Raw genomic sequence first — 15,465 nt, forward strand, 5'->3', positions numbered from 1 at the left:
CATTGTCTGCGCTCTATCCCTTTCTTTTAGGGAACTGTTACAGGGGGCGTTGCGTATGGAAGACTATGGCGACGGTAGCAGTTTCGGCGATGTTGCAACGGGAGACACGGACGGGCTGGCGCATGGCGTCGCGACCGGCGGTCCCGACGGGCAACCGTATGAAACCTCAGGAGATAGCAGCATCTGCTCCGGAGCGTTCGCCCTTTCAGGAGGTTCGACCCGTGAGTTCGAGGTCGTCCCAACAGTTGGAACCCGAGCCGCAGGGGTCTGGGCTGCCATCCAGTGCCGTGGGCGTAAGTCCCGAGCGCGCGGCAGCGCTGGCCGAGCAACGGGTGCTGGCCGACCTGGCTGCGCAGTGCCTGGCAGGCGACGGCGCGGCATGGGAGAAGCTGGCGCGCGCACAGCATCGCCGGGTGTATGGCATTTGCTATCGGTTCACGGGGTCGCAGGCCGACGCCGAGGACATGACGCAGGAAGTATTTTAAAAGATGTATCGCAACCTGAGCAGCTTCGATCCGACCAAGGGTGGCTTTACTACCTGGCTGACGACGCTGACGCGCAACCTGCTGGTGGACAACTACCGGCGGTCGCGAATGGACCGGGCGAGCGATTCTCTGGACGAGACCTACGACGGCGAAGACGATGGTGCGACCCGCGCCGACAAGCTGGCCGACGGCGGCAAGAGCCAGGAGCAGATTGTAAGCGGGCAGCAGCTTCGGACGCAGATTCAGGCGGCGCTGAAGCAGGTGTCTCCGGAGCTGCGCGAGGCGGTCATCTTGCGTGATCTGGAAGATATGGATTACAAGGACATTGCCGAGGTTCTCGGCGTTCCGCAGGGCACGGTGAAGAGTCGCATCAGCCGTGGTCGAGCGGAACTTGCAAGGCTTTTGAAACGTATAGAAGGGCAGGTGATGTAGGTGGCAGACATGACCCAATTCGATGGATTTGATGGTGAGTTCGAGGCGAACAGCGAAGGCTGCGCGGTGTGCGAGGCGATGCTTCCCGATGCCGTGGACGGCATTCTCACACCTGCAGAGCAGCGTGCGTTCGACGTGCATGTAGCGAGCTGCGTGCATTGCTCCGAGGAACTGGCAGAGGCTCAGCGTGGCGCGGCCTGGCTTTCGATGTTGAAGACCAAGACGCCGGAGCCGCCACTCGGTTTGCTGGAGAAGATTCTGGCGGAGACTTCGGGCGCGGCGGCTGCACAGGCTGCTGCTGCACCGGTCGCCTACGAAGAGCCGTCCTATGTGTGGACACCCGCCAGGCAGGAAGTGGGCGGCGGTTGGAGCAGGCGGTGGTCAGAGACGCGGATGAAGCTGGGCGAGATGTTCTCGCTGGGCAATGCAGGCATGCTGCTGCAACCCCGACTCGCGATGACCGCGGCGATGGCGTTCTTCTCGCTGGCACTGACGCTGAACATGATGGGCTTTCGTTTGAGCGAGGTACACACGGCTGACTTTACCCCTAGCGGTGTTCGCCGCACGGTTGCCGATGCGGGCGCTTCTGCGACGCGGCGGTTCCAGAACCTGCGCGTGGTCTACCAGATGGAGTCACGCGTGAGCGAATTGCGCAGCGACGAGCCGCGCTAACAAGTCGCAAGAGTCTAGAAGCAATGCGGTAAGCGCGAGCATGATGCATACGCGCAGCTGACATGCAGTATCGAGTACGGAGCACCGCAGATGCACAAGCCGGCTTGACCGGCGATAGATACGCACGACCCCAGGATTGGAAGAAAGGCACGACGATGAGCGACGAGACCAACAAGACAACAGACCCGACCGGAGCGGGCGCGGCAGAGCGGGTGGGCTTCTGCCAGGACTGCGGAACTCCGTTGACACGCGAGACAGCGCGCGCGGTGGGAACGGGCGTCTTTTGCGAGCCTTGCCTGGCAGCGCGAGTGGGCGCTACCGGACCAGGATATGCCTCTGCCAGAACGACCAATACGGCCGGTTATACAACCGTCCCGAATCCTGGCCCCGCTGCGGCGGGTGCCGTTCCTCCGGCTGCAGTTCCGCTGATTGAAGGTGCGCCGCATCCCTTTCTGGCAGGTTTACTGAGCATCATTCCGGGTGTGGGCACGATGTATGTCGGCCAGTACGCGAAGGGCGTAGCGTACCTCCTGATTATTTCGGTGCTGGATTCGCTGGGTAAAAATGGTTTTTTCGGCGTGATGGCGGCGGTCGTCTGGATCTATCAAATCGTCGATGCCTACCAGACCGCAAAGGCGATGCGCGATGGACGGCCTGTGCCGAATCCTTTCGGTCTGAATGAGATTGGCGAGCGGCTGGGCTTCGGTAAGAACTGGGGCATGTCGCCTGCCGCTGCGGCTGCTTCTGCTGCTGGTGTACCCCCGACAGATGTTCCTCCGACGGAGACGGCGAGCGCAGGCTATACGCCAGTAAATTATCCGCCGACAGCAACTGCGCCGGTCAACAGCGGGCCGGACTGGGTTGGGTATGTGCCTCCGACGAACTTTGCTGCAGCACCCGGTTACGTCCCGCCAGTCGTCGTTCCTCCGGTAGCACCACCCGCAGCTGCGAGCCAGGGTGCGCCCTCGTGGGGTCATGCTCCGTATGCGGCCACCTACACAGGTACCGAAAACCCTTACACCGCGCAGGTTCCGATGGTTCCCGTAGCTCCATCCAGCCGCCGCTTCCCTGCCGGAGCGATCTGGTTGATCGGTCTCGGTGCACTGTTTCTCCTGATCGAGTTCACGGAGCAGTGGGGCTGGAACATCAACGGCAACTGGGTTCCCACGATCATCTTCGCGGCGCTCGCCGTATGGAGTTTCACGCGCAAGCTGCAGCTGGGTCAGCCGCTGGTCTGCATCCTCCGCTGGCCGCTCGTGCTGGCAACGCTGGCGATCCTGTTCGCGCTACAAGCCCTCGATCTTGTTTCGCTGGGACGCTCCTGGCCGGTACTCTTCATCGTCTTCGGCATCATGTTGATCCTCGAGCGCACCGCGCTCGCGAACATGCACTACGGAACTCCGCCGGTGTATCAAGTGCCTCCCGTTGAACAGACTCGCGCCGCGTGGGTAGCACCCACGGACTCGCATGAACCTGCCGATAGCAGCAACAACGACCTGACCAAGAGCGGAGGGCTGTAACCATGAGTACGTATCCTCCCCCACCGCCGTCGGGCGGCTATAACCCCTACGACCGCGCAGCTCGCGATGCCGCGAAAGCCCAGTATCGGGCGCAACAGCAGGCGATTCGTGCCCAGCAGAAGATGCAGCACGCCGCATGGAAGGCCCAGCGCCGGGCGATGCGACGCAGCTCGATTGTGGGACCGCTCCTGCTCCTGACGCTGGGTGTGTTCTTTCTGCTGGTGGAGTTGAACCGGGTATCGCCCCTGTACGCGTTGAACTGGTTCGGACACTGGTGGCCCGTGGTGCTGATTGGCGCTGGCGTGATCCTTGTGATCGAGTGGGTGATTGATCGCGATCGTCCGCAGTCCGCAGGTGGACCGCGCAGCATCGGCGGCGGCGTGGTCGCCCTGTTGATCTTCATTGCGTTTTTGGGTGTCGCCGCAACAACCGCGGTGAGAGCGCTGGAATGGAAGCAGCAGCGGATCGGCGAAGGCTTCGGCAAGCTTGATGAAGTGTTGGGAAACCGCAGCGATCACTACGACGATCTGAGCCAGGCGATCCCCGCGGGTGGCCTGCTGGTAGTACGCAACCCACACGGCGACGTAGTCGTAACGGGCACCAGCACTGATGGCCAGATACATGTGAGCCTGCACGAACAGGCGTACTCCTGGAACGAGAGCGATACGCAGAAGAAGATGCAGCAGCTGCGGCCGGTGTTTTCGCAGGATGATAAGACCGTGACCCTCGCAGTCGCGTCGGTCGTCGGCGGACAGGCTGACTTGACGATCACGGTCCCTGCGGGCTCAGCCGTAACGGTGAACGCCGACCATGGCGATGTGAATGTGAGCCAGGTGCAGCAGCAGGTGACAATTTCCGCAAACCATGGAGACGTAAACGTGGCCGATGTCGCCGCCAATGTGCAGGCGACGATCAACGATGACGACTCGACGGTAACGGTGCGCAGCATCAAGGGAGCTGTCGCAATTCAGGGACATACCGGCGACGTTAATATTTCCGAGGTGTCCGGCCCTCTGGCGCTGCAAGGCGACTTTTATGGCACGACCGACCTGAAGAATATCGGCGGCAAGGTGAGCTTCCATTCGAGCCGCACGCAGTTCGACGCCGCGAAGCTCGGCGACGAGTTTTCAGTCGAAAGCGATACGCTGACGGCGAGCTCGCTGGTGGGGCCCGTGGTGCTGAGGACCTCGGACAAGAACATCACCCTTGACCGCCTGCAGGGCAATGTAGAGGTCACAAACAAGAATGGCGATGTCCACCTGACCAGCGTCAGCCCCTTGGGTTCGATCTCGGTGCAGAACACGCATGGCGGCGTAGATGTTGGGCTGCCGCAGGGCGCCTCGTTCACGGTGAACGCCCAGACCCGCAACGGCGATATGGAGAACGACTACGGCTTCTCACCCCAAGGCGACGGGGACGACCACAGCCTGCGCGGTACGCAGGGTGGTGGCACGGCAAAGATCTTGCTGTCGACGAGCGATGGCGATGTGACACTGCGGAAGGTGACGGCCATGCCTGCTCCTCCCGCGCCACCAGCACCGCCGGAAGAGCCCGTCGCGCCGAAGTCTCCGAGGATTACGCGGACGCCGGCAGCACCGAAGGCCCCTGAAGCTCCCAAAGCACCTTCTTCCGTGACCTTCTGATCTTTCGAATGGTAGCTACAAACCACAAGGGCTGGCAGATCTCTGCCAGCCCTTGTGGTTTATTGTTTCTAGATGCAGATGCGGGGGCGTTGCTGCACTAGTGATCAAGGGTCGAAGCTGTCGAGAAGCGAGTGGTATCTGGTCGCGGCTTAGCATTTCAGTGAGGAACTGTGGACGAGACGTTACGCGCTGGAGAAGCAGGCGCGCGTGGAAGTAGCGGGTCTGCCGCACGAGCGCAGCCGCCGACTGGCATTCGGGGTCCTTGGCGGCTCCCTTAAGAGATGAGCGGTAGCTCTTGGTCTCGGAAACGTGAACATGCCCACAGCAACGTCAGCCGACCCGTCATAATCGAGTCCCGGGGAAGTTAACACCTGCCTCGTCCGCGCTCACCCCGGAACGAAGTATCCGTGATGAGTGCCGACGTGGCGTTCGATCAACATCATCCAGGTGCGCGCGTAGAACTCGAAGGCAGCGAGCTGGGTGAGATCGAGGTGTATCGGATCTGAGAGGTGACGCAATCGCCGCTGGGCAGCTTAAGGATAGAACGACGGGATGCCAGTTGCCCCTGAAGGAATAGTGGTGGATGCCATTCTCATGCAAGGCCCGGCGCTTGCAGCAGCAGCCTGATAAGGGGTTCTGTGACTAGAAGCGTCCCAGGCTGTTCGCATAGCGCGCCCCGAGAGCTAACCGCTGGAGAGGCGACTGCTCAGACGTGGGACTATCATGCAAATAAGCACGAGCGGATGCGCGTGTAGACGCGGAGTTGTAGACGCAGAAAAGCCCACTCCGAAGAGCGGGCTTTTCATAAATTATGCCGGCGATCACCTAATCTCCCACACACTTACGCGTGCAGTACCATCGGCCCAACGAGGCTTAACTTCCGTGTTCGGGATGGGAACGGGTGGGACCCTCGTAGTAAACTCACCGGCAATGTCAAGAAAGATGCGCTACAGCGCGATCGTTCACAACTGAATAGATTGAGCAGACTATATACCAAATTTTCTTGCGTATTAGTTATATCTCTATAACTACAAAGCTTGTGTTGAGAATCACTTAGAACAATGACAAAACATTGCGCAGAGTAAATTCTATGGACAAGCCGAACGGGCGATTAGTACTGGTAAGCTCCACGTGTTACCACGCTTCAACATCCAGCCTATCAACCAGGTGGTCTTCCTGGGCCCTTCATTTCCCTTACGGGTTGGGAGATCTCATCTTAGAGCGTGCTTCCCGCTTATATGCATTCAGCGGTTATCACAACCGAACTTCGCTACCCAGCCGTGCCATTGGCATGACAACTGGAACACAAGAGGTTCGTCCATCCCGGTCCTCTCGTACTAAGGACAGCCCTCTTCAAATCTCCTACGCCCACAGCAGATAGAGACCGAACTGTCTCGCGACGTTCTGAACCCAGCTCACGTACCACTTTAATCGGCGAACAGCCGAACCCTTGGAACCTTCTACAGCTCCAGGATGTGATGAGCCGACATCGAGGTGCCAAACCATTGCGTCGATATGAACTCTTGGCAATGATCAGCCTGTTATCCCCGGCGTACCTTTTATCCGTTGAGCGATGGCCCTTCCATACAGAACCACCGGATCACTAAGGCCTGCTTTCGCATCTGCTCGACTTGTAGGTCTTGCAGTTAACCACACTTATGCCTTTGCACTCGACGGTCGATTTCCAAACGACCTGAGTGTAGCTTCGCGCGCCTCCGTTACAATTTAGGAGGCGACCGCCCCAGTCAAACTACCCGTCTTACTATGTCCCTCCTCCCGATAAGGGAGGTAGGTTAGAATCACAACACTCGCAGGGTGGTATCTCACCGTTGGCTCCACCAAGTCCAAGAACCTGGTATCAAAGCCTCCCACCTATCCTGCGCAGCAAGAGCCGTAACTCACAGTAAAAGTATAGTAAAGGTGCACGGGGTCTTTTCGTCTAGCTGCGGGTAACCGGCATCTTCACCGGTACTACAAGTTCGCCGAGCAACTCGTTAAGACAGTCGAACGATCGTTACTCCATTCGTGCAGGTCGGAACTTACCCGACAAGGAATTTCGCTACCTTAGGACCGTTATAGTTACGGCCGCCGTTCACCGGGGCTTCAATTCAAAGCTTCGCCTTGCGGCTAACCTCTCCTTTTAACCTTCCGGCACCGGGCAGGAGTCAGCCCCTATACGTCGTTTTAGACTTTGCAGAGACCTGTGTTTTTGTTAAACAGTCGCCGTTCGCGTTTCACTGCGGCCCACATTGCTGTGGGCGACCCTTCTCCCGAAGTTACGGGTCTAATTTGCCGAGTTCCTTAACAAGCCTTCACTCGAGCGCCTTTGGATATTCTCCTCGTCTACCTGTGTCGGTTTGTGGTACGGTTCCCAAATCTTCTCCTTAGAGGTTTTTCTTGGCACCATGAAATCAGCAGCTTTCGGGCATACGCCTTACTGTTTTACGTCTCACTGTTAAGTCTCGACGGATTTGCCTATCGAAACCAGCTTACACGTATCAAACCCCATAGCCATATGAGGTCCTGCTTATCCTTATGCGTCACCCCATCGTAATAACGATGATTTGGGAGGTCCGGAATATTAACCGGATGTCCATCGCTTACGCCTTTCGGCCTCAGCTTAGGGACCGCCTAACCCTGAGCGGATTAACCTTCCTCAGGAAACCTTAGACTTTCGGCGGGGAGGGTTCGCACCTCCCTTATCGCTACTTATGCCGGCAGGGTCTCTTCTCTAATGTCCACGTATCTTCTCAGTTACGCTTCATCCACGAGAGAATGCTCTCCTACCACGCACACTAAAAGTGTGCATTCGCTGCTTCGGTATATAGTTTTAGCCCCGTTGTATTGTCGGCACCGGACCGCTTGACCAGTGAGCTATTACGCTTTCTTTAAAGGATGGCTGCTTCTAAGCCAACCTCCTGGCTGTCTGAGCGTTCCGACTTCCTTTCCCACTTAACTATAATTTTGGGACCTTAGCAGGCGATCTGGACTGTTTTCCTCTCGACTGTGAAGCTTAGCCCCCACAGTCTGACTGCCGTGTATGTTGTGAATGGCATTCGAAGTTTGGTTGGATTCAGTAAGCCGGAAAGCCCCCTAGTCCATCCATGTCTCTACCACCATTCCAATTCGCACGACGCTAGCCCTAAAGCTATTTCGGAGAGAACGAGCTATCACGGAATTTGATTAGCCTTTCACCCCTACCCTCAGCTCATCCGAGCTTTTTTCAACAAACACCGGTTCGGTCCTCCATTAGGTGTTACCCCAACTTCAACCTGGCCAAGGGTAGATCATCCCGCTTCGCGTCTATTCCTGCCAACTTAACGCCCTATTCAGACTCGCTTTCGCTGCGGCTCGCTCACGCTTAACCTTGCTGACAAGAATAACTAGCCGGCTCATTATGCAATAGGCACGCGGTCAGACATTACGCTTACGCGTCATAGTCCTCCCACTGCTTGTAAGTATACGGTTTCAGGTACTATTTCACTCCCCTCTCGGGGTTCTTTTCGCCTTTCCCTCACGGTACTGGTTCACTATCGGTCAGAGACGAGTATTTAGCCTTACGGGATGGTCCCCGTGGATTCAAGCAGGGTTTCACGTGCCCCGCCTTACTCAGGTACCTGCTTCGAGTCTGGATCAATTTCGTCTACGCGCCTGTCACGCTGTATCGGGTGGCTTTCCAACCACTTCGACTATCGACCAGATTGGTAACTCTACTGTTGCAGGCCCTACAACCCCAGAACTACCGAAATAATTCTGGTTTGGGCTATTCCGAGTTCGCTCGCCACTACTATCGGAATCGAGGTTTCTTTCTTCTCCTGGAGGTACTGAGATGGTTCACTTCCCTCCGTTCGCTTGCGCCAGCCTATGTATTCAGCTGGGCATTGCATGGGTTTACCATGCAGGGTTTCCCCATTCGGAAATCTCCGGATCAACGCCTGTGTGCGGCTCCCCGAAGCTTATCGCAGCTTGCCACGTCCTTCATCGCCTGTCTCTGCCAAGGCATCCACCGTATACTCTTAGTAGCTTGACCATAGAATTTACTCGCACGCATCAGAGTATCAACCTCTGAACGTAGTAAGTAATCTACGTCATTTTGTCGCCTTCTACTTCTCACTGACTGTTACATCAGATGAGACGCTAGAAAATATTCTAAAAGACACTCAACACTGAAATTCAGCTTACTCACTTGAATCAACCAAGTGAGACATGCTGCTCAGCCTTGTAGTTATATTTACCCAATCTATTCAGTTGTCAAAAATCGTCTGCAGCCAACTTAGCGTTGCTGCTACATACCGCTAGGGTATGCGAAGACATGTGCTTTCGCGACATGTCCAAGGATCAACCTCTGCTTTTAGCAGAAGCTCAACCTTGAACAGGTTGCTTACGTAAACCTTGAGAGTGAATGGTGGAGCTGACCGGGATCGAACCGATGACATCCTGCTTGCAAAGCAGGCGCTCTCCCAACTGAGCTACAGCCCCATTGCTTATCAGTATAACCGATAAACGAGATTTTTGGTGGGCCTGGATAGATTCGAACTATCGACCTCACCCTTATCAGGGGTGCGCTCTAGCCAACTGAGCTACAGGCCCGGCATCGCCGGTTTGCCATAGGCTCACTGGCTTGCTGCTCTGTCACCGATGTGGATCCCGAAGGAAGCCAACATCGGCTTTTGAGCTCTCTCGAAGGTTTTCGAGGACACAGTTGAACGTGCAATCCAGCTACGCTGGACTTGACCATCGTTATTGAAACAGTAGAAGTAAAAGAGGATTGAGTTTGAGTCTTCTACGTCAGCCTAAGCCTTCGCAGAAGCTGTCTGGTCTCTCTCATCCTCAACCTTTCGGTTGCCCGCAATCGCGGGACGGAGTTGATTACCAGAACGTTCTCTTTTAGAAAGGAGGTGATCCAGCCGCAGGTTCTCCTACGGCTACCTTGTTACGACTTCACCCCAATCATGAATTACACCTTGGGCGGCTGCTCCCTTGCGGTTAGCGCACCGACTTCTAGTGCAACCCACTTTCGTGATGTGACGGGCGGTGTGTACAAGGCCCGGGAACGTATTCACCGTGGCATGCTGATCCACGATTACTAGCGATTCCAGCTTCATGGAGTCGAGTTGCAGACTCCAATCCGAACTGAGGCCGGCTTTTTCCGATTAGCTCACCCTCGCGGGGTTGCAGCGGTTTGTACCGGCCATTGTAGCACGTGTGTAGCCCTGGACATAAAGGCCATGAGGACTTGACGTCATCCCCGCCTTCCTCCCCGTTATCCGAGGCGGTTCCGCTAGAGTGCTCAACTAAATGGTAGCAACTAGAGGTAAGGGTTGCGCTGGTTGCGGGACTTAACCCAACATCTCACGACACGAGCTGACGACAGCCATGCAGCACCTATATACAGACCCATTGCTGGGAGAACGTATTTCTACGCGTGTCCTGTACATTTCGAGCCCAGGTAAGGTTCTTCGCGTTGCGTCGAATTAAACCACATGCTCCACCGCTTGTGCGGGCCCCCGTCAATTCCTTTGAGTTTCAGCCTTGCGACCGTACTCCCCAGGCGGATTGTTTATCGCGTTAGCTTCGACACGGGAGGATTGGGTACCCCCCACATCAAACAATCATCGTTTAGGGCTAGGACTACCAGGGTATCTAATCCTGTTTGCTCCCCTAGCTTTCGTGCATCAGCGTCAGTAATGGTCCAGTGAGCCGCTTTCGCCACAGGTGTTCCTTCCGATATCTACGCATTTCACCGCTACACCGGAAATTCCACTCACCTCTCCCATACTCAAGCCCGACAGTTTTCGATGCAGACTCTGGGTTGAGCCCAGAGATTTCACACCAAACTTATCAAACCGCCTACGCACCCTTTACGCCCAATAATTCCGAACAACGCTTGCCCCCCTCGTATTACCGCGGCTGCTGGCACGAAGTTAGCCGGGGCTTCTTCTATGGGTACCGTCATTATCTTCCCCATCGAAAGGAGTTTACATACCAAGATATTTCATCCTCCACGCGGCGTTGCTGCGTCAGGGTTTCCCCCATTGCGCAAAATTCCCCACTGCTGCCTCCCGTAGGAGTCTGGACCGTGTTTCAGTTCCAGTGTGTCCGTGCGCCCTCTCAGGCCGGATACAGATCATCGTCTTGGTGGGCCATTACCCCGCCAACTAACTAATCTGCCGCGAACTCCTCTTCAAGCGCATTGCTGCTTTGACCCGTAGGTATTATGCGGTATTAGCTAAGATTTCTCTCAGTTATTCCCCACTCGAAGGTAGATGATTCACGTGTTACTCACCCGTGCGCCACTGTACTCAGGACCGAAGTCCCTTTCTCGTGCGACTTGCATGTGTTAGGCACGCCGCCAGCGTTGATTCTGAGCCAGGATCAAACTCTCGTTTAATCTTGGTTTGGCTGCTCTTGTAGGACAGGGGTCCCAAGAGTCAACCGCCTTTGACCACTCGAAAGGGTCAAAGGTTCAAACTAGTGAGATAACTCAACCAAACTTCTTGGTTTCTCACGATTGGCACGTTCAACTATGTTGTCAAAGATCGCAACCTTACACGCCTAAGCGGAAGGCTTTGATCAAGGACCAACGTACGGGCATAGCCACTGTACTTTGTGTCCTCGAACTTGATGCGCTGTGTTGTACTGGGGAGTCGCGGTGGGATCCGTTTACTACTCTGGACCGCTTCGACTAACTCGCTGCAGTGTTTTGCGCGAACTTTCTAAGAGTATCGAAGTTCGCTTCGCTTGTCAACTCTTTTCTTTCAGGCTTTGTTTGAGCTTAGCTCGATCTCCAAAGTCTCAAGAGCTTGACAGCTCAACAGCGCAAAATATCAAAACATCGTCCGACTCAATGTTGAGTCGTGAAGCACTAAGCTTCATAAAGCAAATGAGGCGGTGGAGCTACCTTACTTGCGACTTGCAGTGGCTTGGGTTTGGGGCGGACGGCTTAGGCCTACAACACCTAAAAGCTCTTACTACCGCGGTCAAACGCTTGGACTGCGCTCCGACTTGCTGTCATCATGTCATACCGACCACTCGAGCGCGAAGCTTTACTACATGTTCAGCTTACATCAGATTGTTGCGCTTGGCAAACCACTGTCGTGCCGAACTTGACTGCTTGTTCAGTGTAACTCAGGAAGCCATACTTGGCAAGTCGCTGCGTTTCAGAACATTTGCTACTCACCCAGCTTACATCAGCTTCTTGCACTTGGCAAATCGCTTTCACTGAGCTGCTTTACTTCTTATTCAGAGTACATTAGGGAGCCGTTTCTGGCAACCTGCTGTATTTTGAATAACTTGGTACTCATTGAGATTACATCAGGGAAGCCGTTCTCGGCAAGTCGCTACATGCTCTCTACAACCGTCGCGGTCACTTGCGACTTCCCAAATGTAACAAAGGATGTAGTGGCACGCAAACGGCGGATCTGTGGAAGTCGAAGGAAAATGAGGAAAACTGCCCTGCGATAGTCTGCATCACAGCCCTGTGAATGACACTCTCAACGAGTAAAGACTAGAATCCCCGCATGGAACCGACTGAGATCAAAGAGTTTATGGAAGAGATGGAAAAGGGTGGCGAGCACGCCATGAAACACGTCTCCCTGGCCATAAGTATTCTTGCTGTTTTAGTTGCGATGGTCACTGTGGTGGGTCATCGCACCCACACTGAGGCCATTTTGCTGCAGGAACGCGCAGCAGATCAGTGGAATCAGTACCAGGCCAAGAAGATTCGACAACAGCAGACCGCTCTCACAGCCGATCTCCTCGCTCTACAGCCCAGCGCAAAGGACGAAGACACCCAAAAGAAGCTTGCAGAGTATCGCGCTCACCTCGCAAAGTGGGACAGCGATCTGGAAACCGAGCAGGAGAAAGCAAAAGACCTGGAATCAGAGGTTCAATTAGCAGAACGGCGCGCTTCGCGCTATGACTTGGGAGAAGCCCTTCTACAGATAGCCGTCGTTCTTGCCTCGATTACGCTCCTGACAAGATCGAAGTCCTACTACCTATTCGGACTGACCCTCGGAATCCTTGGACTTCTCTGGTCTGCCTCAGCGTTATTGATCAAGTAGCAGCCTAATTGAAAGCTCAACTCAGCCAGCAAGCTTATCGATCACGCCAAGGTCTTGCAGCCCATTCACAAAGTACTGCACCGCCAGCGCCACCAGCAACAGTCCCATAATGCGCACAAGGATGCGGATACCCGTCTCCCCCAGCAGCGAAGCCACACGCGTCGCGCTTCCCAGCACAAGAAAGCAGATCGCCGCTGTAATCGCGATCGCCCCCACAATCGCCACCATCTGCCAGTGCGTCTGCGCCTGACCCACCAGCACCATCACTGTCGCGATTGAACCGGGACCAGCAAGCATGGGTATACCCATCGGCACGATACCCACATCATCCTTCATCGAAGCCGCCTCCGTCTCCGGATTCGTCTCCTGCGTAGGCGAACGCTTGGCCTCCAGCATGTCGAGCCCGATCAGCAGCAGAATGATGCCACCGGCAATCTCAAACGCAGGCAGCGTGATACCGAACAGCCTGAAGATCAGCTGCCCTGCAAACGCAAAGATCGTAAGAATAATGAACGCTGTCAGCGAGGCCTTGCGCGCCGTACGAACACGCCGAGCATCGTCATAGCCAGCAGTCACGCCAAGGAAAGTTGGCAGCGCTGCGAACGGATCGACGAGAAAAAAGATTGAGCTGAGCGCAAGCAGGGAGAACCGCACATACGCTGAATGCTCAAAGACCGTGGCTGAGTTGGGGCCGAACATCTTGGTTTGATTCTTTCATGGCCTTCATCGATTCGTTGAACACCGCGTCATTCCTGCTCTCGGCGCACTTGAATCCGTGCAATTACGGAACCAGCAACCTCATCCCGACGCTATAATTTCCAACAAGAGAGGCGCGGCCTGTACCGTCCACCCTGGCCCGCTTGAAGGAGTGCTTCCCATGCCTATCGAGGCAACGAAGAATATCTGGCACAACGGAAGTTTGATTCCGTGGGAACAAGCCAATATCCATGTGATGAGTCACGTTATTCACTACGGCTCATCGGTATTTGAAGGCATCCGCTGTTATCAGCAGGGTGAAGGCGCCGGTGTCTTCCGCCTTCCCGAGCACATGCAGCGCCTTATCCACTCCGCCAAGATCTACCGCATGCCGCTACCGTACACGGTCGAGCAGCTGAACAAGGCCGTAACCGATGTCATCGAGGCCAACGGTGTAACGCCCTGCTACATCCGCCCCATCGCCTTCCGCGGCTACGGCGAGATCGGCGTCAATCCGACCAAGTCTCCTGTCGAGGTCTACGTCGCAAACTTCCCGTGGGGCAAGTATGTTCCCGGCAATGAAGGTGCGGACGTCTGCATCTCCAGCTGGAACCGCCTAGCGCCGAACACCATGCCCTCGCTTGCGAAGGCTGGCGCAAACTACATGAACTCGCAGCTGATTCGCATGGAAGCCGACGTCAATGGCTACTCCGAAGGCATCGCACTCGACGTAAATGGCTACCTCTCGGAAGGCTCGGGCGAAAACCTCTTCCTCGTGCGCGGCGGTACCCTCTATACCTCGCCGCTCGCGAACTCCGTGCTCAACGGCATCACGCGCGACTCGATCCTCAAGCTCGCACGCGAGCTCGGCATCCCCGTTGTGGAGCAGGCGCTTCCCCGCGAGATGCTCTACATCTGCGACGAAGCCTTCTTTACCGGCACCGCGGCTGAGGTCACCCATCTGCGCTCGGTCGATCGCATCATGGTTGGCGACGGCACCATGGGACCGATCACCACCGCGCTGCATAAGGCGTTCTTCGACATCGTCAACGGAAAGACCGCTGATCGCTTCAACTGGCTTACCCCCGTCAAGGTTCAGGAGCCGGTAGGCGTCTAAATCGCGACGAAAATACAAGCAGCGGCGGCAGCCTGAACGGTTGCCGCCGTTTTCTTTTACCCGAATCTTCAATTTCAGCCCCGAAGTCTCTCCGCTCACCCGGATGAGGCACTAGACTTAGAGGAGCGTTCACTTCGCGCCTTCTGTTTCGTCTAACGAAGTACGCCACACCCCTGAGGATTGTTTTTAATGAAGCTGCGGTATCTTGTTCCGACGTTCGCCCTCGCTGTCATGACCACCATCGCTGCCCACGCCCAGTCGACGGGAATCTATCTCAACCCGTACATCAGCCGCTTGAGCAACAGCGTCGCCGACACCGGTTCCTTCGCCTTCCTCGGCAACAACAGCAAGTCCGCCGTCTTTGGTGGCGTGGATATTGGCGGCTACTACATGTTTGAGCACTTTTCTGGCTTCGACGTCGGTGTGGACATCCGCGACGCCATCCAGCACGGCAACACCGCCGGCCTCAACAGCTTTCTCGTCGGTCCTCGCGTAGCGTTCAAGCCCGTAAAGTACACGCTGAAGCCCTACGTTCAGCTGTCCGTTGGCGCGGGCCGCACACACTCCGCTGAAAACCCCGCCCATATCACCCGTCTCGAGTACGCGATCACCGGCGGCATCGATAAATCGCTTGGCAAGTTCGTCGACTGGCGCGTGGCCGAGGTCGGCTATGGCTCCGTGCAGACCATCAGCAGCGACAACTACGGCGGAACCACCAACATCCCCGCAGCCAAGGCCTTGAACTTTAGCGCTGGCTTCGTCTTCAAGATCCACTAAAACCTCAACATCGCAAGAAAGCAAAGCCCCAGGGCATCCGCCTCGGGGCTTTCTCTTTTC

General features: G+C 56.0%; 7 protein-coding genes, 2 tRNA genes, 3 rRNA genes and 1 pseudogene. 7 read left to right on the plus strand and 6 right to left on the minus strand.

Annotated features, from left to right (window positions below):
* Positions 1-158 precede the first annotated feature (158 nt).
* The 4 genes and pseudogenes from OHL14_RS09185 (at position 159) to OHL14_RS09200 (ending at position 4,752) form a co-directional block, all read left to right on the plus strand.
* Positions 159-917, plus strand: a pseudogene (locus OHL14_RS09185) (RNA polymerase sigma factor).
* 9 nt (positions 918-926) lie between these two features.
* Complete coding sequence (locus tag OHL14_RS09190) at positions 927-1,589, plus strand: anti-sigma factor family protein (RefSeq protein WP_263379081.1); 663 nt, start codon at positions 927-929, stop codon at positions 1,587-1,589.
* 155 nt (positions 1,590-1,744) lie between these two features.
* On the plus strand, positions 1,745-3,109 hold the full coding sequence (locus tag OHL14_RS09195; protein ID WP_263379040.1) for a hypothetical protein: 1,365 nt from the start codon (positions 1,745-1,747) through the stop codon (positions 3,107-3,109).
* Positions 3,110-3,111: 2 nt separating this feature from the next.
* The gene (locus tag OHL14_RS09200; RefSeq protein WP_263379041.1) at positions 3,112-4,752 is read left to right on the plus strand and encodes a DUF4097 family beta strand repeat-containing protein; all 1,641 of its coding nucleotides are present in this window, start codon (positions 3,112-3,114) and stop codon (positions 4,750-4,752) included.
* Positions 4,753-5,564: 812 nt separating this feature from the next.
* Here the strand turns inward: OHL14_RS09200 and rrf are convergent.
* From rrf to OHL14_RS09225, 5 genes are all read right to left on the minus strand, one after another.
* Positions 5,565-5,681 (minus strand): 5S ribosomal RNA (gene rrf / locus OHL14_RS09205).
* A gap of 161 nt (positions 5,682-5,842) precedes the next feature.
* Positions 5,843-8,782, minus strand: a 23S ribosomal RNA gene (locus OHL14_RS09210).
* Positions 8,783-9,155: 373 nt separating this feature from the next.
* Positions 9,156-9,231: transfer RNA gene (locus tag OHL14_RS09215), tRNA-Ala, on the minus strand.
* Between the two features lie 34 nt (positions 9,232-9,265).
* A tRNA-Ile gene (locus tag OHL14_RS09220) sits at positions 9,266-9,342 on the minus strand.
* A 301-nt stretch (positions 9,343-9,643) separates the two neighbouring features.
* Positions 9,644-11,143 (minus strand): 16S ribosomal RNA (locus tag OHL14_RS09225).
* Together the 16S, 23S and 5S rRNA genes with 2 tRNA genes alongside form the textbook arrangement of a ribosomal RNA operon.
* A gap of 1,129 nt (positions 11,144-12,272) precedes the next feature.
* Between OHL14_RS09225 and OHL14_RS09230 the strand changes: the two genes are divergently transcribed.
* Complete coding sequence (locus tag OHL14_RS09230; protein WP_263379042.1) at positions 12,273-12,815, plus strand: DUF4337 domain-containing protein; 543 nt, start codon at positions 12,273-12,275, stop codon at positions 12,813-12,815.
* A 21-nt stretch (positions 12,816-12,836) separates the two neighbouring features.
* Here OHL14_RS09230 and OHL14_RS09235 read toward each other — a convergent pair whose 3' ends face one another.
* The gene (locus tag OHL14_RS09235) at positions 12,837-13,514 is read right to left on the minus strand and encodes a MarC family protein (RefSeq protein ID WP_263379043.1); all 678 of its coding nucleotides are present in this window, start codon (positions 13,512-13,514) and stop codon (positions 12,837-12,839) included.
* Between the two features lie 178 nt (positions 13,515-13,692).
* On the opposite strand from OHL14_RS09235, the gene OHL14_RS09240 reads away from it, so the two are divergent.
* Both OHL14_RS09240 and OHL14_RS09245 read left to right on the plus strand, forming a co-directional pair.
* On the plus strand, positions 13,693-14,628 hold the full coding sequence (locus tag OHL14_RS09240) for a branched-chain amino acid transaminase (RefSeq protein ID WP_263379044.1): 936 nt from the start codon (positions 13,693-13,695) through the stop codon (positions 14,626-14,628).
* A 189-nt stretch (positions 14,629-14,817) separates the two neighbouring features.
* Positions 14,818-15,405, plus strand: a complete 588-nt coding sequence (locus OHL14_RS09245) for a hypothetical protein (protein ID WP_263379045.1) — start codon at positions 14,818-14,820, stop codon at positions 15,403-15,405.
* The last annotated feature ends 60 nt before the right edge of the window (positions 15,406-15,465 follow it).

This window comes from Granulicella paludicola, assembly GCF_025685545.1.
In the GTDB taxonomy this organism is placed as follows: Bacteria; Acidobacteriota; Terriglobia; order Terriglobales; family Acidobacteriaceae; genus Granulicella; species Granulicella paludicola.

Coding starts and splice junctions, on each gene's coding strand:
- OHL14_RS09230 (WP_263379042.1), top strand. CDS start 12,273: ATGGAACCGACTGAGATCAAAGAGTTTATGGAAGAGATGGAAAAGGGT.
- OHL14_RS09245 (WP_263379045.1), top strand. CDS start 14,818: ATGAAGCTGCGGTATCTTGTTCCGACGTTCGCCCTCGCTGTCATGACC.
- OHL14_RS09200 (WP_263379041.1), top strand. CDS start 3,112: ATGAGTACGTATCCTCCCCCACCGCCGTCGGGCGGCTATAACCCCTAC.
- OHL14_RS09235 (WP_263379043.1), bottom strand. CDS start 13,514: ATGTTCGGCCCCAACTCAGCCACGGTCTTTGAGCATTCAGCGTATGTG.
- OHL14_RS09240 (WP_263379044.1), top strand. CDS start 13,693: ATGCCTATCGAGGCAACGAAGAATATCTGGCACAACGGAAGTTTGATT.
- OHL14_RS09195 (WP_263379040.1), top strand. CDS start 1,745: ATGAGCGACGAGACCAACAAGACAACAGACCCGACCGGAGCGGGCGCG.
- OHL14_RS09190 (WP_263379081.1), top strand. CDS start 927: ATGACCCAATTCGATGGATTTGATGGTGAGTTCGAGGCGAACAGCGAA.